This is a genomic window from Wolbachia endosymbiont (group A) of Aleiodes leptofemur (assembly GCF_964028465.1).
GTDB classification, from domain to species: domain Bacteria; phylum Pseudomonadota; class Alphaproteobacteria; order Rickettsiales; family Anaplasmataceae; genus Wolbachia; species Wolbachia pipientis.
In genome coordinates this window covers 1316238-1336663 of sequence record NZ_OZ034782.1, presented here as the reverse complement: position 1 = coordinate 1336663, position 20426 = coordinate 1316238, and the positions used below count along the sequence as shown (strand labels likewise).

The following is a 20426-nucleotide window of genomic DNA, read 5'->3' as shown; positions in this document are numbered from 1 at the left end:
GCTTGTAATTAATGAGCCCTATACTTATATATTCTTATATCAGATAATATTTACAATGGGGTACTCATTATGGGAAGAGCAATAGGCATAGATCTCGGAACAACAAATTCTTGTGTTGCAATAATGCAGGGCAAGGATACAAAGGTAATAGAAAATAAAGAAGGGGCAAGAACTACTCCATCTATAGTTGCATTGACTTCTTCAGGAGAAAGGTTGATTGGTGCTCCAGCAAAAAGGCAAGCAACCACCAATGCAAGTAATACCTTTTTTGCTACTAAGAGATTAATAGGCCGTCAATATAGTGATCCTGAGATGAAAAATCTAAGTGTACCATACAAAGTATTTGCAGCAAAAAGTGGTGATGCATGGGTTAAAACAACTGATAATAAAGAATATTCTCCTAGTCAAATTGGTGCATTTATACTACAAAACATGAAAGAGGCAGCAGAAGCTTATCTTGGAGAGGAAGTAAAAGATGCTGTGATAACAGTGCCAGCATACTTCAACGACTCTCAACGTCAAGCAACAAAAGATGCAGGAAAAATTGCCGGATTAAATGTACTCAGAATAGTAAATGAACCGACTGCTGCAGCACTTGCTTATGGTCTTGATAAGAAACATGGGCACACAATAGTAGTATATGACCTTGGTGGTGGTACATTTGACGTTTCAATACTTGAAATAGGTGATGGAGTTTTCGAAGTGAAAGCAACAAACGGTGATACCCATCTTGGAGGTGAAGACTTTGATAATGGAGTAGTGAGTTATTTACTAGATGAATTCAAGAAAAGTAATGGCATTGATTTGAAAAATGATCCAATGGCTATGCAAAGAATCAAAGAAGCTGCTGAAAAAGCGAAAATTGAATTATCAAGTGCAATGGAAACGGAAATAAATCTACCGTTTATTACAGCTGATGCAAGTGGTCCAAAACACTTAAATATGAAATTAACGAGAGCAAAACTTGAAAGCTTAGTGAATGATTTAATCGAAAGAACTGTGGCTCCTTGTAAAAAAGCTCTTGAGGATGCTGGTTTATCTGCTAGTCAAATTGGCGAAGTGGTTCTTGTTGGTGGCATGACTCGTATGCCAAAAGTCATAGAGAAAGTTAAAGAATTCTTTGGCAAAGATCCACATAGAGGAGTTAACCCTGATGAAGTTGTAGCAATTGGAGCTGCAATACAGGCGGGGATCATTCAAGGTGATGTAAGAGATGTGTTACTACTTGATGTGACCCCACTTTCTCTTGGTATTGAAACTCTAGGAGGAGTATTCACTCCACTTATTGAGCGTAATACTACAATTCCTACTAAAAAATCTCAGGTGTTTTCAACTGCAGAAGATAACCAAACAGCTGTTACAATTAAGGTGCATCAGGGTGAAAGAAAACTGGCAGTTGATAATAAGCTACTCGGTCAGTTTAGTTTGGAAGGGATACCTCCTGCTCCGCGCGGAAGGCCACAAATTGAAGTGACATTTGATATAGATGCAAATGGAATAGCACACGTTTCTGCAAAAGATAAAGCTACTGGAAAAGAGCAAAAAATACGCATTCAATCTTCAGGTGGTTTATCTGATGATGAAATAAATCGCATGGTAAAAGAAGCTGAAGAAAAAGCGCAAGAAGATGAAAAGCGCAAAAAGTTTATTGAAGTGAAGAATCAAGCGGATAGCTTAGTCCATTCTACAGAAAAGTCTCTGACAGAGTATGGTGGTAAAGTTTCACCAGAAGATAGATCTGCTATTGAAAATGCAGTTAACGAATTAAAAGAAGTTAGTAAATCTGATAACATTGATGACGCTGATTCAATACAGCAGAAAGTCACTAATCTTTCTCAATTATCTATGAAACTTGGAGAAGCTATGTATCAAGCATCTCAACAAAATAGTGCTGAAAATGGCTTTTCATCAGAAGGAAATCCAAATGATAAAGAGGAAAAAGTAGTAGATTCTGATTATCAAGACATAGATAATAAAGAAGAGAATAAGTAATTGCGATTGTCATCCAAGTAGCTGATACTGGGATGACAAGAGGAGCATATTGTTGCTTAAAGAAACCATTATGGATATTATTAAAACAATAGAAGAAAAGATACGCGATTCGATAGATGTAATTGATATCAACATTATCGATGAATCAGCAAAGCATGCTGATCATTATTTTGCTTCATCTTCAACATTACCTTCGCACATTAAATTAATATTAATATCTGACGGCTTTATTGGAATGAGCGTTCTAAAAAGACACAAGTTGATTTATGAGTTATTGAAGGGTGAGATAGAGCTAATACATGCAATTTCTCTTCACTTGTATACGCAAGATGAGTACAATTTAAAAAATAAATAATAAAAATGTGAAGGAAGAGTCTATATTAGTTAAAGCAGGAAGAAAATTTAATGACTATAAAGGTTCCATGAACCCGCCAGTTTATCATTCTTCTACCATATTATTCCCTACTTACAAGGACTACTTAAATGCAGCAAATGGAGAAAGTATATACGATGTAATCAATGATGGTGTTGCAAGGGATTATAGCTACAGTAATGTTGGTACTCCTACTGTTCATTATCTTTCAAATGCACTGGCTGAAATTGAAGGGAGTGGACAAGCGCTTATTTATCCTTCCGGACTATTTGCACTTACTTTTGCTATTCTAACTTTCGCTAAAGCAGGCTCGCACGTTTTAATTCAAGATAATAGTTATTATAGGCTTAGGAGGTTTGCAGAAAATGAGCTACCAAAAAGAGGAACAGAAGTAACTTTTTATGATCCAACACAGGATATAACTGATTTAATTCAGAGTAATACTTCATTGATAATGATCGAGACTCCTGGTTCTGTAACGTTTGAGATTTCGAATATAGAGCATATAGTAAAAGTTGCTAAGGAACATAAAATTGTGACCGTTTGTGACAATTCATGGGCCACTCCTTTGTTATTTAAGCCGCTTGATTATGGAGTTGATGTTGCACTATATGCGGTGACAAAGTATCTAGCCGGTCACTCAGATTTAGTGATGGGAGCTATGGTTGCTGAAGGTGAAACTTTTAAATTGCTTTATGAGAGCTATAAAAATTATGGAGTAACCATTCAATCGCACGACTGCTACCTTGCACATAGGGGACTAAGAACACTGCACACACGTATAAAAAGGCACCAAAATACAGCAATGGAAGTGGCAAAGTGGCTAGAAAAACATTTAAAAATCAAAAAAGTTTTGTACCCAGCACTTCCCTCCCATCCTCAACACGAATTATGGAAAAGTTACTTCAAAGGAGCAAGTAGCGTATTCAGTATAATACTGGATAGAGAATATTCATGTGAAGAACTAAGCTGCATGGTTGATCATATGAAAATTTTTAGTATTGGTGCTTCTTGGGGAGGGTGCGACAGTTTGATATTACCAATAGATCGTAGATCTATGTCAAGATCTGTAATGAATTCAGATTATGGTGGAAGTTTCATGCGGATATTTTGTGGACTAGAAGATTCTGAGGATTTGATCTCTGATTTAAATGCTGCACTAGCAAGACTGCCATGTTTGAATATCAAAGCTGGCAGATGAAACTGAGAGAATTACTGCATAACATTATTGATGTTAACTTTGATATTGAAATCAAGGGCGTTACATGTAATCCCAAGAGAGTCAAGGAAGGTTATCTTTTTGTTTGTGTGTCAGAAAGGAGTAAAGAATACGCAACATGCGATACTGGAATCCATATCCTTCCTACTGAATCACAGTGTTACGTACACAACTGTGTAGACGTTGTGATACAAGGGGCCAAGAAAGATGTCATCCCAGTGCTTGACTACTTGGATCCAGAAAATTTAATTGCAAATGAGCACACTAGGCAATTGTATAATAAAAACTGGATTCCAGTGTCACGCACTGGAATGACAGATACTTCGAGCTTTGCAGTGCTTGAACACCCAAACCCTCAAGAAATATACAGCGAAATAGTCAGCAGGTTTTATCAATTCAAACAGCCCAAATATGTTGCTGCTGTAACTGGTACAAATGGTAAAACTTCAGTAGTAGAATTTTGCCGCCAGATCTGGCAAAACTCTGGCTATAATGCTGCGTCTATTGGAACACTTGGAACATGCATCAATAATGGCAGAAAAGGTAATAGCAACAGCCTTACCACTCCAGGTGCAGAAGACCTTTACGCAACATTGCGTGGTATAAGTGTAGAACACTTAGTGTTGGAATCATCAAGTCATGGGATTGATCAATACAGAATCCATGGATTAAAGTTGAGTGCTGCAGCTTTTACTAATTTCTCGCAAGATCATTTAGATTACCATAAAAGTCTTGGTGGATATTTAGAAACTAAAAAAAGGTTATTTTACGAAGTATTACCAGAAGGAAAAACAGCGATTTTAAATGCGGATATAGATGAATACGGCGCATTGCTTAAAATAGCTGAAAAACGCAGTAATAAAGTTGTGACTTATGGAAAAAAAGGCTCTGATATTACTTTATTAGAGCAAACATCAACCCCTAATGGTCAACATCTTACAGTAAAAATTGATAACCAAATTTACAATACATTTTTCCCAGTTTTAGGAAAATTTCAAGCATATAATCTGCTATGTGCAATTGGTATATCTGGATTAAATTACAGAGAAATATGCGTAGAAAAACTCGTTTCTCCACCAGGAAGAATGGAAAAAGTGAAACCTTTTGCATTCGTGGATTACGCTCATACTCCAAGTGCGCTTAAACAAGCCCTATTGTCTTTAAAATGGCATATCAACAAAAAAATAATTCTAGTTTTTGGATGCGGTGGAAATCGCGATCAGACGAAACGTTCAGAAATGGGCAAAATAGCACAAATGTATGCAGATAAAGTAATAATTACAGATGATAATTCGCGTGATGAAGATCCGGCAAAAATTCGCCACGATATTTTGCTACATTGCCCTGATGCACTGGAGATAGGAGGTAGGAGAGAAGCTATAGAGAAAGGCGTAGATATTGCCTATAACGAGGGTATGATTCTGCTAGTTGCAGGAAAGGGAAATGAGAAATTTCAAATTATAGGCAACCAAACTTTTGAATTTAGCGATGTTGAGGTTATTAAAAATCATGCCTTAACATACTGATTTTCGCAATGGGCTTACCTCCGCTAATGTGCGAATATTGAAGCAAAAGTGATGTCATCCCAGTGCTTGACACTGGGATGGCTTTGTTGCATAGCAACTGAAAAAATCTGGTGGCTACTGACAAAATTCATTATAAAATAGCCATTTAACCTTGAAAGAAAAAATATGCCACAAAAAATGAGGGTCAGTAACCATAGCGAATATAACAAATTTCTAGAAAAAAGAGGAAATATTTTTCATTATATCAACGAAGCCATAGAAAAGTGGTACGAGAATGGTCCAAAAATACCAGGTGGCAACAATATTTATAGCGATAAAATTGTAATTTTGGTGCACATAATAACTTGTTTATTTAGAATAGGCCTGAGGCAAACAGTTGGGTTTATAGCAGGATACCTTGAGCAAATTGGGAAAAATTTGCAAGTTATCAGCTATTCACAATCATCAAGAAGGTTTAAGAAACTCAATATTAAGATCAATGATTGCAGAAAATAATATGGAAGATATCGAAATTGCTATAGACAGTACAGGAATTAGTATATACAACAACACTCCTGGTCATAGCAAATAAAATAGCGAAGATAGAAAGTATCGCAGCTATGAACAGACAAGAAAATTGCATGTAATGTTGAATACAAACAGCAAAAAAGCCATAGCTGTAAAATACAGTAACGGCTGATCACTATGGAGCTTGTGATTTGCTAAAAGAAGTCGATTTTCAGTATGTCATAAAAGTACTATATGCAGATAGGGCATATGACAGAGAAAAGCTCTATAAGCTGTGTAATCAATATGGTATAAAAACGAAAATTCCTCCGAAAAACAACGCAGCAGAGCATCCAAAGTTAGACTATATGGCTGAGAGAAATTCTGCAGTCAAGCTCATAAAGTCATATGATGAAGATGGTATAAAGAAGTGGAAAAAAGAGATGAGTTATGGAAAAAGATCTTATATAGAAAGTTTTTTCTCGCGACTGAAACAAACATTCGGGTTTAGTTTTAGGAATAAATCTGAGACAAATAGAGAGAAGGAACTACTTGTTAAATGCTATTTGCTCAATAAGTTCACTGATATTGGTATGGCTAAATTTGAGATAGCTTCATAAATTTATTGTGCGTTACCTACTATCCGAAGAGCGATGCAACAAAGCCATCCCAGTGTCAAGCACTGGGATGACACCCTCCTTGGCAAACAATGTTCGTACAGCTATGTGCGTGACGCTGGCGCTGGAATCTAGAAAAAAATAGATCCAAGTAGTCAAGCTACTTGGATGATACTGACTGCTAATTTTTTATGCAAGAGGTCCAATCATTCACCGTTCTTGCAAGTGATAGCACTCTCACTTCTTTTGCACCGGAGTTTAAAATTTCCTGAGAGCAAGATCTTACAGTTGCTCCGGTTGTTACCACATCATCAACTAATATCACGATTTTATTTTCGATAATTTTCTTGTTGCTTGTTTTAAAAGCCTTCTTTAAATTTTTTTCACGCTGTTTAAGTGAAAGACCAGCTTGAGGCGCAGTATGGCGAAGGCGTTTTATTGCAAATGGCGTATAGGATAAATTGGACAACTTACTCAATTCTTTTGCAAGCAGTGCTGCTTGATTATATTTACGTTTAAACAAGCGCATTTTATGTAACGGTATAGGGATTATGATCTCTGCGTTCTGAAATGTATCCTGATTAGCTTGGTGTATCCACTTTGCATAGATTTTTACGTAATTCAAATTATCAAAAAATTTGAAATTTATAATCATGTTTCTACTATGTTGATCATAAGCAAAAACTGATCTTAATACTTTAAACGGTGGAGGATTGATGATGCACTTACCACACGTATAAATATTGTCTAAGATTACTACGCCACAAACATTGCAGTAATGCTTAGTTAGAAAATTGATTTTTTTGTTACATTCACTACACAGATTAAGATTTTCATCAATGATACACTCGCAACTTACGCATACGTTTGGAAATATGAGATTTGTAGCTTTGTTTAGTAAGAGAAGGTTCACAATTCATTAAATATATTATAAAATTTATATAGTATAGCTAAAGTAACTTGTGCTTACACTCTTTCACTTTTTATTTCATCTCAATATAGTTCAAACTAAGCCACTGCTGAAAAAGCAGAACTTATAACTCAGTAGATAAACGCTGATATTTTTCTGGTTCCTGTATTTCACTCAACTTACTTTGCACTTTGTCACAAGCCCACACAAGTGGCGTTATGATTGACGCGGCAGCCCAAACGATAGCAGCGCAAGCATAACTTACAATCTTGTTAAATACTCTAGCTACTGCATTAGCACAATCTTGCCCAGCACTTAAAAATGCATTTGAATGATCAACTAATGACTTTGTACTTGCTTTTAAACAATAGTCCCCTGTTATTTTTGACAATCACTTGACTGGAAAGTATGACAAACATGCCACTATCAAAAATAAAGGTTGCAATATTATGTTGGCTGCTAAAACAGCACCCAGTGTACACAATGAATACACTCCCTCTGCTCTGTGGCCCACGTATTCACATTTATCATTATCTTGATAATATAGCTCTTTCCACAGAAGTCCGGATATGATAAGATTAAGGATAGATGGCGATAAGGAGGTTGGATGCCGGCAGCATATAGTTATGATTTAAGAAAAAAAGCAATGGAAGCACTAGACGAAGGGGAAAGCAGAGAAGCAGTGGCAGCAAGATTTAAAATTGGACGAACTACTTTGTGGGAGTGGCAGCAAAGAAAAAAAGAAACAGGCGACTTTCAGTCAAAAAAACTCGGTAATGGAGGTTACAATCAGAAAATTATCGACTGGAATAAGTTTATCGAATTTGCTAAAAAACACGGTAGAAAAACTCTGTCGGAAATGGCTAAACTTTGGGGCAACGTTAGTATCCAAACGATCCACCGAGCTCTCAGAAAAATTGGATTTACGCGCAAAAAAAGACATATGGATACAAGGAAAGGAACGAAGAAAAACGTGCTGAATTCTTAAAAATTATAGCAACAAAAGAACCAGAAAACTTAGTGTATATAGATGAGTCTGGGATTGATAACACGGAGGACTATCCATATGGGTATTGCCAGAAAGGACAGCGATTTTATGCCCTAAAATCTGGAAAAAAAACTCAACGAATCAGCATGGTTGCAGCCTTAAGTAGAAGAAAGATAGTTGCTCCATTAACATTTGAAGGCCACTGTAATATGGATATTTTTAATGGATGGTTTGAGCAATTTTTGGCACCGATCTTAGAACCTGGACAAACTGTCATTCTTGATAATGCTACTTTTCATAAGTCTGATAAGCTTATCAAGCTCGCTAAAGGAGTCGGTGCAGAAATTTTGTATCTGCCGCCTTATTCTCCAGATTTTAACAAAATTGAGCATCATTGGTTTGCTATAAAAAACAGAGCCAGGAAAAACATTCCTCTATTCGAATCCTTTCGTCGTGCTGTTGATTCTGCCTTCCTATGACCTATTCGGACTATTATGAGAAATGCTATACTTGTTATAATTGTCTTTACTCTCAACTCCACAAATTACATCTTTCACAGGTCCTAGCACATTATCAACGTAACGTACAGATTTATAGAAACTATTTTCTGGAACTAGTGTGTTATCTTCTGCTTTCTTAGCAGGTACAACTCCATATTCAACGTACCTTCTAAAGTATCGATATACTGACATTCTTATCTCCAAATCATAAATATGCAACCTAGCCTAATATAATTAAGAAATAGTTTATAATAAATACGTTTTAAGATACCTGCCTGTAACACTTTCTGGAATTTTTACCACTTCTTCTGGAGTTCCAGTAGCAATCACTTCTCCGCCTTTTATTCCGCCCTCTGGTCCGATGTCTATTATATAATCTGCAGTTTTTATAACGTGCAAATTGTGCTCGATAACTATAACAGTGTTTCCCAGATCGACTAATCTATGGAGTATTTTTAGTAAGTTATTTATATCTTCAAAGTGTAATCCAGTTGTTGGCTCATCAAGAATATACAATGTTCTTCCGGTAAATCGTTTTGATAGCTCCTTGGACAGCTTTATTCGTTGTGCTTCACCCCCAGACAACATTGTTGACGACTGTCCGAGTTTTATATAGCCAAGCCCCACTTCCTGCAAAGAAATCAACTTTTCTTTTACCATTGGAAGGTTTTCAAAAAAATCACAAGCTTGATCTATCGTCATATCAAGGACATCAGAGATTGATTTTTCTTTATAAGTAACTTCCAATGTTTCCCGATTATACCTTCGCCCTTTACATTGCTCACACTTCACATAAACGTCCGGTAGAAAATGCATCTCTATCTTTAAGTGCCCATCACCTTTACAAGCCTCACACCTTCCCCCTCTGGTATTAAATGAAAACCGGCCTATATTATATCCCCTTGCTTTTGACTCCGAAAGACCTGCAAACCAATTTCTTATATGAGTGAACATACCAACATATGTTGCTGGATTTGACGCAGGAGTTCTACCAATTGGCGACTGATCAACTTCTATAACTTTATCTATATATTCAAGGCCTTCTATTCTATCACACTGACCATACCTTGCAGACGAATGATGTATCTTATGTGCTGAATATTTATATAACGTTTCTATGACTAAACTTGATTTTCCCCCTCCTGATATTCCAGTAACACAAATAAGATTCCCTATAGGAAATTTAACGTTCACATTTTTTAAGTTATTTTCACATGCATTTATTACTTTTATGAACTGAGTTGCTTGCTTTCTTCTCCTTGGAATTAAAATTTTTTTCTCTCCACTCAAATATTGCCCTGTTATGCTCCCCGAATTTCTTTGCACCTGGTCTGGTGTTCCTTCTGCAACAACTTTTCCACCATTTACGCCAGCTCCAGGACCAATATCAATCGCATAATCAGCAGCCATTATTGTATCTTCATCATGCTCAACAACGATTACAGTGTTACCCATGTCTCTTAAGTTTTTTAGTGTGGCAATTAACCGATCATTATCACATTGATGAAGGCCAATCGAGGGTTCATCAAGAACATATAAAACCCCCGTTAATCCTGAGCCAATTTGCGAAGCAAGTCTGATCCTCTGACTCTCGCCGCCAGAGAGAGTGCTAGATTCTCGATCAAGCGTTAGGTAATTCAACCCTACATTCTTTAAAAATGTTAGCCTCTTGATTATTTCACTTAGTATTTTATTTGAGATTTGCTTCTGTTGTTCTGTGAGCTTGTCTGGCAAATTTTCAAACCACTTAAGGGATTCATCGATACTAAGCCCTGATATTTCACCTATATGTTTGCTATCAATTTTTACTGTAAGCGCTTCTTTTCTCAATCTATAGCCAGTGCATTCTCTGCAGTGAGTAACAGAGCAATATCGCTCAACAAGCGTTTCATCATAATCCATCTGGTTTTCTAAGATACTGACCAAACCTTGAAATTTACCGAAGCCAAAGAGTATCATATCTTTTACTTCTTGATCTATGTTCTTCCACGGAACATCAAGGCTAAATTTACAATTTTCAGCCAGTGATAGAATTGCACTTTTTAAAAATCCATAACCTGTGTGCACTTGACGGAACATTGATCCCACTGGCTTTAAAGCGCCTTCAGATATTGAAAGAGTTTCATCTGGCACTATCAGCTTCACATCAATAGCCAGCTTTTTACCAAGCCCATTACACGAACCACATGCACCGTAAGGGCTGTTAAAAGAAAATAATCTTGGTTCTATTTCCTCAAGAGTGAAACCAGACTCGGGGCATGCAAAATTCTCTGAAAAAGTCAGAATTTGACCATTTTTATACTCGGAATTATGGTTGTCAGGTAGGTTTACTATTTCTACATACATTAGACCATTACCAAGTTTTAGTGCGGATTCTATACTACTTGGCAGTCGATTTCCTATATCGCCCAATATTGATATTCTATCTGCAACCACAAAAATGTCGTGTTTCTTGTTCTTATCGAGTTTAGGCAAGTCATCTACATTGTACACTTCACCATCTATTTTGAACCTTACGTAACCTTGTCTTTTAATTTCCAATATCTCTTTAAGATGTTCTCCCTTTCTACCACGCACAACAGGGGCAAGTATATATATCTTAGTTTCTAAAGGTAACGCAATTATAGTATCTACAATTTGAGACACCGTTTGTTTTGTTATTGGTAATCCAGTTGCAGGTGAATAAGGAACTCCTATTCGTGCATATACTAAGCGCAAGTAATCGTAAATTTCGGTAACAGTTCCAACTGTTGACCTTGGATTTTTTGAGATCGATTTCTGGTTGATAGATATTGCAGGAGAGAGACCTGTAATCGACTCAACATCTGGTTTATCCTGAATGTTGAGAAATTGACGCGCGTAAGCTGACAGGCTTTCAACGTACCGGCGTTGGCCTTCTGCATAAATCGTATCAAATGCAAGGCTAGACTTGCCAGAACCACTTAGCCCAGTTATAACAACTAGCTTATTTTTCGGTATATTGACGTCTACACCTTGCAGATTATGTTCCCTTGCGCCCTTAACTCTGATAAAATCGTCCATATTATACCATATAGCGTATTAACCATTATAGCCTCAAAATACGTGAATTTATAGTGATATATTGATTTTCTATTGATTTTTTCAACTGTTACGGAAAATTAAGCAGCGTTTGATAAATCGTCATTCCGCTACTTGTTAGCGGCTGAGATACCGCGACGGTATGACGGTTAAGTAGGCCAGTGCCCCTATGATGTCATCCCAGTGTCAAGCACATAGCTGTACGAACGTTGTAGTTTAGGAGCAATTCCCACCAGTGGGCCAGTGCCCAGACACTGGTTCTATGCAACTTAATTAAAAACGTTTGTTTTAGCGTAAGACAACTACCTTTAGCTCATCAGCTCAGTTATAAGCAAAATTTCTGGATTCCAGACTGGAATGACACCATTTGCTGTGCAATTTACCTTCAAAAATGAATGTTCGTACAGCTATGTGTCAAGCACTGGGATGACACCATTCTTTTTTCTGGATTCCAGTGTCTGGGCACTGGAATGACACCCCCCTGATAGGCTAAAATCATAGTGTTTGTACAGTTGTGGGTTTAGGCTACCTATAAATTCTAAACTGTTGTTACGTATTAGGACCACCAAATACACCCCCAGGACCCAAAGTCAGTTTAGCTATATCAGAAAACAGGTTATGTGGAAATCTTAAAATACTTCTTGTTCGCCAAGCAAAATAAATACATTCCTACAAACAAGCAGATGCTCAATACTGACACATAAGAAAACTTAAAAATTAAATCTCTAATGTATATTGATAAGCATTTACCTGCAGAAAATTTGTATAGTAATCCAACACATACAACGGCACTATCAACCACTGATGCTATAATTAAAGTAATGAAATTTGCCATATGAAAATTCAACTTGGACTTCAATTTTTCAAAAATAATTATGCTTGAGAGAAGAGATACTAAAATTGCAGTATATGAAATCAATATCATCAAATTAAAACTTTGCCATTTAAAAACACAACATAGCGCTGTACACACTATTAAGTTGTACGTAGCTTTGCTTCTGCCATAAAATTCAACCATTGAATTTACAACTAAAGCAGCTCCCACAAATAAGGCAGCACATATCATCAATTTATTTGAAGTGTTGAGTAAAGAAAGACTGATAAACAGGAGTATCGATAAAATAGACATAATTACCTACCCAAAATTAATAACATACATTCATTCTAAATAAACATTACATATAGTAAAAGAGTTATTTAGCATAATAAGAAAAATATTTTATATTAGCATGCCACATCCTTCAGATCTACTTTTAAAACATCCTTTATGTTTAGCACCTTTTTCTCTGTTACTTTGCCAATACATGAATAAACTGCACCTTCAAACAATTCTTCAAACCTCTTCTGATTTTGTGGTGCAATAGTAACCAAAATTCTACTTTGCGATTCAGAAAACATTATTATTTTGTTTATTATGTCTGTATTTTGTGTTTCTCCTATTGGCACTAGTGAAAGATCGATTTCAGCACCGAGATCTCCTGCAATTAACGATTTTGCCAGAGCAATAATTAATCCGCCCAAGTTTGGTGCAATTGCAGAGGCAATTATGCCATCTTTTATTGCTTGGTTGTAACGCTCATACAACTTCCTAGCGCTCTTTGCATCAACTTTTGGTACGTTGTTATTACCTATTCCACTGTATAATTGATATTCAGATCTACCAAGTTCATCAAGTGTTTCTCCAAGTACATATATCAAGTCTCCCGGCATTTTCACATCAAGCGATACCGCATTTTCAATATTTTCTATAATTCCAATTGCTGAAATGAGTAATGAAGGTGGTGCAGATATCATCACTTTCTCGCCATTTTCATCATATCCCTTAAAGTCGTTAAACATACTATCTTTTCCGGATATGAATGGTGTTTTAAATGCAGTTGCAAAGTCGTAACAAGCCTCTGCAGCTCTCTTTAGTTGCCACAACCTTTCTGGATTATAAGCATCACACCAACAAAAATTGTCGAGCAACGCTAGATGATTTATATTTCCTCCTGCGGCTACATAGTTGCGTATCGCGGTGTCAATTGCACATGCTGCCATGTGGTAGGTGTCAATTTCTCCATAACTTGAGCCAAATCCTTGCGATTTTACAACACCTTTATTTGAAGAAAGGATTGGTCTTGAAACAATAGCTTCACTGCACACTCTTCCCTTGCCCTGCAGTGGTTTCAGCACTGACGACCCTTGAACCTCATGGTCATATTGCACCACTATGAACTCTTTACTGCGTATGTTTGGTCTGCTCAGCATTTCTTTTAGTTCGACTTCTTGGCTTGATGTTATGCAAGTAGCTGACGCTTGAATCCACCCTCCAGTCCACGGCTTTGTCTGTAAATGCACTTTAGGATTACCGTCATGCAGAAACTCGGTTTCCATATCCATTATTACTGTCCCTTCAGGACATTTAACAACAGCTTTACCACTCTCATTAAACTCTCCAATCACACAAACCTCCACATCATGTTTTTTCATGATTTGCTTAAACATAGGAAGATTTTCTTCTGGCACTGCTAAGGTCATTCTCTCTTGTGATTCTGATATCCATATTTCCCACGGAGCCATACCATCGTTTCTAAGGAGAACCTTGCTCAAATCAACTTCGAATCCGTCCTTCCCCATTTCACCGATGGACGATGATAGACCGCCTGCTCCATTATCCGTTATTGCATTATAAAGACCAAGATCTCTTGCTTCTACGACGGCGTTGGATAATTTTTTTTGTGTTATAGGGTCACCAATTTGCACAATTGTTGAAGGGCTGTTTCCCGACAATGCCTCTGAAGAAAAAGTTGCACCGTGAATTCCATCCCTTCCAACTCTTCCACCAATAATTACGATTTTATCGCCATTTTTTGGTCCTTTAATGTGTGAAGGTGCGTTATTTATGTTGCGCGGAATAATTCCGACACTGCCAACAAAAACTAACGGCTTGCCACAAAATCTATCGTCAAAATATACCGATCCAAGTTGTGTTGGAATACCAGAGCAATTACCAGCAACATTAACACCATGGATCACTTTTTTCATTATATATTTTGGCGGTAAGATCTCATCAGTGCGCTCTTTATCCCTATAAAATTTGCCTTTTGCTTCTTTGGCAAAGCAAAAGTAATAGGTATTCATTATAGGCTCCGCGCCTTTCCCGAAACCAACTATATCACGATTTACTCCAAGTACCCCAGTCATTGCTCCACCAAATGGATCAAGAGCTGAAGGGCTATTGTGGGTTTCAACTTTATCTACAATCAAGTAATCGTCATCAAAAATTATTCCTCCTGCGTTGTCAGAGAAAACTGACACACATATGTCAGAATTTATCTCACGCGTTGCACGCTTGATATAATGTGCATATAGGCCATCTTTTATTTCATCAATAGGAGAGCAAAAGATATTGTGCTTACAATGTTCAGACCAAGTCTGTGCCAGAGATTCAAGTTCAATATCATATGGATTTCTACCGAGTTTTTTGAAGTAATCCTTTATATCCTTCATTGCTGCAAGGGAGAGACCTAAAGTGCCATTGCCATCGATTCCATCTCTACTAATTTTTTCAAGCTCTTGGTCACTCACATTTAGGTTAACAGGTTTAGTACTACCCTCTGTCATCTCAGTGCCCTCTCTTGTCATCCCAATACCCTTTCCTGTCATTCCAGTGCTTGACACTGGAATCCAGTTTTCATTATACAATTGCTTGAAGTTTTCTGGATTCCAGTGTCTGGGCACTGGGATGACACCAGGTGGGGTATTCGATTTACCATAATATTTCCAGCTATAGTTCTTACAGATAAGTGTGCAATACTCAGTGATAGGGTTGAATTCTTGCTTTATATCATCTTCAGTTGGCAAATTCCCTTGACTTAGAATCAATTTTGAACTTCTTGCTTTGATATAAACATTTTCATCAATGTAGTTCTTGTTTATTAAATATTCTCTAACAATTTGTTTCACTGTGTTGCCTACATTATCGGTCATGCCAGGTAAGAAGCTTATTTCCAAGCCCCACTTTGCTTGTGGTTCTATGAAATCATACGGAACTTCTTCAAGGTTTTCATTGTAGGAATAATAACGGCAGTCTTGTATGACTTTATTATAAAATAGCCCGCAAATTTCTTCATATAATTTGGATGGTAATCCTTTGCGTATGTAAATCGAGTAAACGTTGACTAACCATCTGCGGCCAATTTGCTCGCATTTATTTAAAACTTCTATTCTAATGTTTGCCATGTAATGTTATAAAAAATTTTAATATATAATAGCATACAAGCACGTTTATATTTTGAATAATTTCTATACAATAAAATATTGTATTAATTGTTACTGTTAGTGGGAAGAGTTTTTACCGTTAATGTGGATGAATCTCTTTTTGATGTGCTGGTTCAGCACATATTTTCTGAATATGAAAGAGAAAAAATTCCTGAAGTAAAAATCATACTTCCTTGCAAGAGGGATGTGATAGCGCTGCTGAGTGCATTCAAGAATCATAACGCTAAAAAATGCATAATTTTGCCAGAGATAGTTTCGCTAGAGAATATTGATGAGGAAGATTTAATATTAAATCTTGATAGGGTTAAAGTTATCAAGCCAACAAAAAGGACACTGCTACTCATTCAATTCATATTGGAGTGGAATAGAAAAAATAATGATAATTTTCCAATTGATTTAGCTTATAGCCTGCCATCACTGCTTGATAAAATTCAATCTACCCAAACAACGGATTGTTATCAATTTGATGAACATTCAAAAAAAATAGAGAATTTCATAAGCTTACTCACTGAGACTTGGAGTAAAACTTTAAAAGATTTAGAAGTAGTAGATATATTAAAACATAAGAGTGATTACATAAACAATATGATAATCTCTTTACAAAAAGACCAATATATAATCTTTGTTGGAATTGGAAAGGATAAGTCGTTAATTAGGGCTATATATGATCTGCCATTTGGAAAAATAATTTTGCCTAACTTGAATTTGAAAATTAAAGAGAAAGACTGGAAATCGCTTGATAAAAAACATTATCAATATTGCCTGAAAGATCTGCTCGATTATTTAAAAGTGGATAGAAGGGATGTTAGTTTTCTGCCAGAAGCGTGTTCTCCAGTGCCCAGACACTGGGATCCAGAAAACTTAACTTTAAATGAGCGCACCAGGTGGCTGTATAATGAAAACTGGATCCCAGTGTCAGCTACTTGGATGACAGAAGAAAGGGCTGGGATAACAGGAAGTCCTGAGGAATATCTAGATTACGTCTTTGATACAACTGCCGATCTAAGCAAAGTTAGTAGTGGACATGTTGGCAATATTGAAGTCATCACTTGTGATTCCAGAGAGGAAGAAGCACAAGTGACATCATTAATTATAGAAAATGAAGGTTATGAAAACATTTCTTTGGTCGTCTTTGATAAATTACTTGCAGCTCGTATAGCATGTTTATCAAGGCAACACAGTGCCATACCGGAAAATTACCCTTATATAACGCTTCTGCTTTATAGTATCGAAGTTTTGACCTCAAATTGGAGCAGTGTGTCATTACTTTCGCTCCTTAAACATAGGCTAGTGACTTTTGGTTACACTCAAGAAGAGTACACTCGGATTTTATCTGAATTTGAAATAGAGATATTACGCAACTTTAGTACAAATGGTCTGAGCGATATTATAAATGCTATCAATGCCCATAAAAAGCTAAAATACAAAGAAGATATATTACTTATTATCAGTAAGTTAGAGGTTATATTTAATCCTTTACTTCGTTCTATAAATTGCTCTATTTTCGATGTGGTAGCAACTCATTTGCAGTGTATTAATATATTATCTGGTATAAATTTTTCAGAGCTAAATAGTGAAATAGGTAATTTTACCTGTAATTTCTCAAATGCATGTGAGGGTGTAGGAATTAAATGCTCCTTAGAGTTATATAGCCAAATTCTGACCTTATTTTTAGGGAAAGAGTTTTTCTTTGTAGCAAGTGACTTGAATAAATTCAGCTTATATCACAACAAAGTTGTAATACTTGCTGGATTTAATGAAGCGCCAAGCTTTCAAAGTCCGCTTTTGAATGCACTTACGAGAGAAAAATTTAATCTTCCTTCTGTGCAAGAAGAGCAGGGGTATTTTTTTTATACTTTACACAATTTGTTTTGTGCAAGTAAGGTTTATATTACAAGATCGCTAAGCCATAGAAAGCCAATTCTATTGCAGCGTTTGGAAATTCTACTCAAGGAGGGGAAGCAGCCGTATCGTGATTGGCTAAGGATATTAAATACGCCTGAATGTACTGTTCCATGTACTCAGCCTATGCCAAAACCTCAAACCGAAGTTAGAAAAGAAAAAATGCAGGTGATGTCTTGCAGTGCAATAGAAAAGCTAATTCGTAATCCTTATTCATTTTACGTTGAATATATACTGGGTCTTAAACAATTAAGAGACTTGAATTTCAAGCCATCGATATTGGAATTTGGCACTATGGTACACAACATTCTTGCAAGATATTTACGCAACAAAAAATCGCCAATGAGCATTGCACGAAAAGCATTCTCGACTAGTCAGTTTAATTTTTCAAATATGTGGTGGGTAAGACTGCAAAGGATAATTCAATCTTTTGTCGAATTTGATGAAACTCGAAGCAATTATGTTGAGTTGGAAAAGAACTTTTCCTGTCCGATATTTCATATTCCAGCGCGTGACACTGGTTCTTGTGATCAGTATGAAACTGCTTGGATGACAAATAAGCCACAAGAAATTTCACTGATAGCAAGATGTGATAGAGTTGAGTATCTACCAAGTGGGCAAGTGGCAATTATAGACTATAAGCTTGGTACACCACCTTCCAATGAAGAAGTAATGTCGGGATTTTTTCCGCAATTAATTTTACAAGCCTTAGCGGTAGAACATATAACAAAAAGAGAAGTCTCAGAACTTGCTTATTGGAAACTTGATTATGATAAAATAAAAGTTATTTCTATACAAAATTATAGATACAAAATGCAAGAATTAAAAAATGATCTGCCTGGTTTTTTATCTAACTATTTAAGTAATTCCACACCCTTTATTGCCTCTCCATATTTTGATAAATTCCTGAGATTTAACAGCTATAAACAGCTAGAAAGGGTAGGAGAGTGGTTGTAAATGGTGTCATCCTAGTACCTGACACTGGTTTCCATCCAAAAGGGTGTCATCCCAGTGCCCAGACACTGGGATGGCTTTGTTGCATCACACTTTATGAGATGGTGATTTATGGTAAATTCATGTAACTATCTCAAATTTAGCCATACCAATATCAGTGAATTTATTAAGCAAATAGCATTTAGTTCTTTTTCTCGATTTATCTCAGATTTATTCCTAAAACTAAATCCGAATATTTGCTTTAATCTTGAGAAAAACCCTTCAATATAAGATCTTTTCCCATAATTTACTTCTTTTTTCCATTCTTTCATGCCATCTTCACCGTATAATTTTATTAACCTAATAGCAGCATTCCTGTCAGACATATAATCTATTTCTGGATGTTCTGCCGCATTGTTTATTGGTGGAATTTTTGTCTTTATATCATATTCGTTACACAACTTATAAAACTTGTGCCTATCACATGCTCTATCTGCATATAGTGCTTTTATGGCATGCTGAAAATCAACTTCTTTTAGCAAATCACAAGCTCCATAGTGATCAGAGTAGAAACCGTTACTGTATTTTACAGCTATGGCTTTTTTGTTGTTTATATTCAACATTACGTGCAATTTTCTCGTTTGCTCATAGCCACGATATTTTCTGTCAGTGCTATTTTCCTTGCTGTGACCAGGAGTGTTGTTGTATATACTAATTCCTGTACTGTCTATAGCAATTTCGATATCTTCCATATTAGAGGTTGTCCGGAAACAAGTAAAAGGCTATAATATCTGAAATTTTAGTACGGGGTAAAGATGAGAAAAAAGTATCCAACAGATCTAAGCGAAAGGGAATGGGCAAGAATAGAAAAACACTTCAGAGTATCATACAAGAAAGGAGGAAGGCCGCCAAAGTATAGCAAAAAAGAAATATTAGAAGCAATTTTCTATGTATTGCGTACAGGGTGTCAATGGCGGTATTTACCAAATGATTTTCCGCTATGGAAGACTGTGTATGAGCAGTTCAGGCAATGGAAGAAGCAGGGAATTTTTGAGAAAATGAATTATGAAATTACAAAATATAGTAGAAGAAAAATAGGAATGAATGAGCAGCCGAGTGCCTGTATAGTAGATAGTCAATCTGTAAAGACTACAGAAAAGGGGGGATCAAAGGCTATGATGGAAGTAAAAAAGTAAAGGGTAGAAAAAGGCATATAATTACAGACACTCAGGGTTTTATACTAGGTTGTTACGTAGGCGCTGCTAACGAAAATGATAGAGATGGTATTAAAATAGCATTAAACAATATGAGAACAAAATATACTAAAGTTAAAAAAATGTGGGCTGAAATGGGATACCAAGGAAGAAATTTAAAGAATCACATAAAGGAAGAATATGACATAGATATTGAAATTGTTAAAAGGCCTCCATGTAGATTTTGGGTGCACAAAGATACTCCACCTGAGCTACTACCAACAAGAGAACAAGGGTTTAAAGTACAGCCAAGAAGATGGGTTGTAGAAAGGACTTTTGCTTGGGTTAATAGGAATAGAAGGCTATCGAAGGAGTATGATTTACTCACAACATCCACTGAGAATTTCATATACCTAGCTATGAGTAGGGTTATGTTAAAGAGGGAATATGCTTGAATTTACTAG

The 20426-nt window shown here is 36.3% G+C and carries 15 protein-coding genes and 1 pseudogene; 9 read left to right on the top strand and 7 right to left on the bottom strand.

What is annotated here, in order from left to right:
* Positions 1-69: 69 nt before the first annotated feature.
* From dnaK to ABWU67_RS07085, 6 genes and pseudogenes are all read left to right on the top strand, one after another.
* Positions 70-1992 (top strand): molecular chaperone DnaK, encoded by a 1923-nt coding sequence (dnaK, locus tag ABWU67_RS07110; RefSeq protein ID WP_353282009.1) that lies wholly within the window; start codon positions 70-72, stop codon positions 1990-1992.
* A 70-nt stretch (positions 1993-2062) separates the two neighbouring features.
* Positions 2063-2347 carry a BolA family protein gene (locus tag ABWU67_RS07105; protein WP_077188332.1) on the top strand — a complete coding sequence of 95 codons (285 nt, stop codon included), beginning with the start codon at positions 2063-2065 and terminating at the stop codon, positions 2345-2347.
* A 7-nt stretch (positions 2348-2354) separates the two neighbouring features.
* Positions 2355-3588: pseudogene (gene metC, locus ABWU67_RS07100) on the top strand (cystathionine beta-lyase).
* Complete coding sequence (locus tag ABWU67_RS07095) at positions 3563-5110, top strand: UDP-N-acetylmuramoyl-L-alanyl-D-glutamate--2,6-diaminopimelate ligase (RefSeq protein WP_264329829.1); 1548 nt, start codon at positions 3563-3565, stop codon at positions 5108-5110. The pseudogene metC and the gene ABWU67_RS07095 overlap by 26 nt, the downstream one beginning before the upstream one ends.
* Positions 5111-5275: 165 nt before the next feature.
* A complete protein-coding gene (locus ABWU67_RS07090) occupies positions 5276-5605 on the top strand; it encodes a transposase (RefSeq protein WP_264329437.1) in 330 nt (109 codons plus the stop codon).
* A gap of 203 nt (positions 5606-5808) precedes the next feature.
* Entirely contained in the window at positions 5809-6216 is a 408-nt protein-coding gene (locus ABWU67_RS07085; RefSeq protein ID WP_007548764.1) for a transposase, read from the top strand.
* 178 nt (positions 6217-6394) lie between these two features.
* Here ABWU67_RS07085 and ABWU67_RS07080 read toward each other — a convergent pair whose 3' ends face one another.
* Positions 6395-7126 carry a ComF family protein gene (locus tag ABWU67_RS07080; protein WP_264329435.1) on the bottom strand — a complete coding sequence of 244 codons (732 nt, stop codon included), beginning with the start codon at positions 7124-7126 and terminating at the stop codon, positions 6395-6397.
* Positions 7127-7247: 121 nt separating this feature from the next.
* On the bottom strand, positions 7248-7514 hold the full coding sequence (locus ABWU67_RS07075; protein WP_244663111.1) for a hypothetical protein: 267 nt from the start codon (positions 7512-7514) through the stop codon (positions 7248-7250).
* Between the two features lie 216 nt (positions 7515-7730).
* Here ABWU67_RS07075 and ABWU67_RS07070 point away from each other — a divergent pair.
* Positions 7731-8590, top strand: a protein-coding gene (locus tag ABWU67_RS07070; RefSeq protein ID WP_156518142.1) for an IS630 family transposase whose coding sequence is annotated in 2 segments (ribosomal slippage) — positions 7731-8055 and positions 8055-8590 — 861 coding nt in all. Because the reading frame shifts where the segments join, the coding sequence is not laid out codon by codon here.
* Here the strand turns inward: ABWU67_RS07070 and ABWU67_RS07065 are convergent.
* From ABWU67_RS07065 to ABWU67_RS07050, 4 genes are all read right to left on the bottom strand, one after another.
* On the bottom strand, positions 8585-8803 hold the full coding sequence (locus tag ABWU67_RS07065; protein WP_353282008.1) for a hypothetical protein: 219 nt from the start codon (positions 8801-8803) through the stop codon (positions 8585-8587). The two genes, ABWU67_RS07070 and ABWU67_RS07065, sit on opposite strands and share 6 nt — an antisense overlap.
* 54 nt (positions 8804-8857) lie before the next feature.
* A complete protein-coding gene (gene uvrA, locus ABWU67_RS07060) occupies positions 8858-11653 on the bottom strand; it encodes an excinuclease ABC subunit UvrA (protein WP_353282007.1) in 2796 nt (931 codons plus the stop codon).
* Between the two features lie 634 nt (positions 11654-12287).
* Positions 12288-12800 carry a hypothetical protein gene (locus tag ABWU67_RS07055; RefSeq protein WP_006279733.1) on the bottom strand — a complete coding sequence of 171 codons (513 nt, stop codon included), beginning with the start codon at positions 12798-12800 and terminating at the stop codon, positions 12288-12290.
* A 95-nt stretch (positions 12801-12895) separates the two neighbouring features.
* Positions 12896-15895, bottom strand: coding sequence for an AIR synthase-related protein (locus ABWU67_RS07050; RefSeq protein WP_341821883.1), 3000 nt, complete (start codon positions 15893-15895; stop codon positions 12896-12898).
* 99 nt (positions 15896-15994) lie between these two features.
* On the opposite strand from ABWU67_RS07050, the gene ABWU67_RS07045 reads away from it, so the two are divergent.
* Positions 15995-18793, top strand: coding sequence for a WPE palindromic element domain-containing protein (locus ABWU67_RS07045; RefSeq protein WP_353282006.1), 2799 nt, complete (start codon positions 15995-15997; stop codon positions 18791-18793).
* A gap of 125 nt (positions 18794-18918) precedes the next feature.
* On the opposite strand, the gene ABWU67_RS07040 is transcribed toward ABWU67_RS07045, so the two are convergent.
* The gene (locus tag ABWU67_RS07040) at positions 18919-19521 is read right to left on the bottom strand and encodes a transposase (RefSeq protein WP_353282005.1); all 603 of its coding nucleotides are present in this window, start codon (positions 19519-19521) and stop codon (positions 18919-18921) included.
* A 63-nt stretch (positions 19522-19584) separates the two neighbouring features.
* On the opposite strand from ABWU67_RS07040, the gene ABWU67_RS07035 reads away from it, so the two are divergent.
* Positions 19585-20417 (top strand): IS5-like element ISWpi1 family transposase gene (locus ABWU67_RS07035; protein WP_353281801.1). Its coding sequence is split into 2 segments (ribosomal slippage): positions 19585-19954 and positions 19954-20417, totalling 834 coding nucleotides; the frame shifts between segments, so codons are not numbered across the junction.
* The last annotated feature ends 9 nt before the right edge of the window (positions 20418-20426 follow it).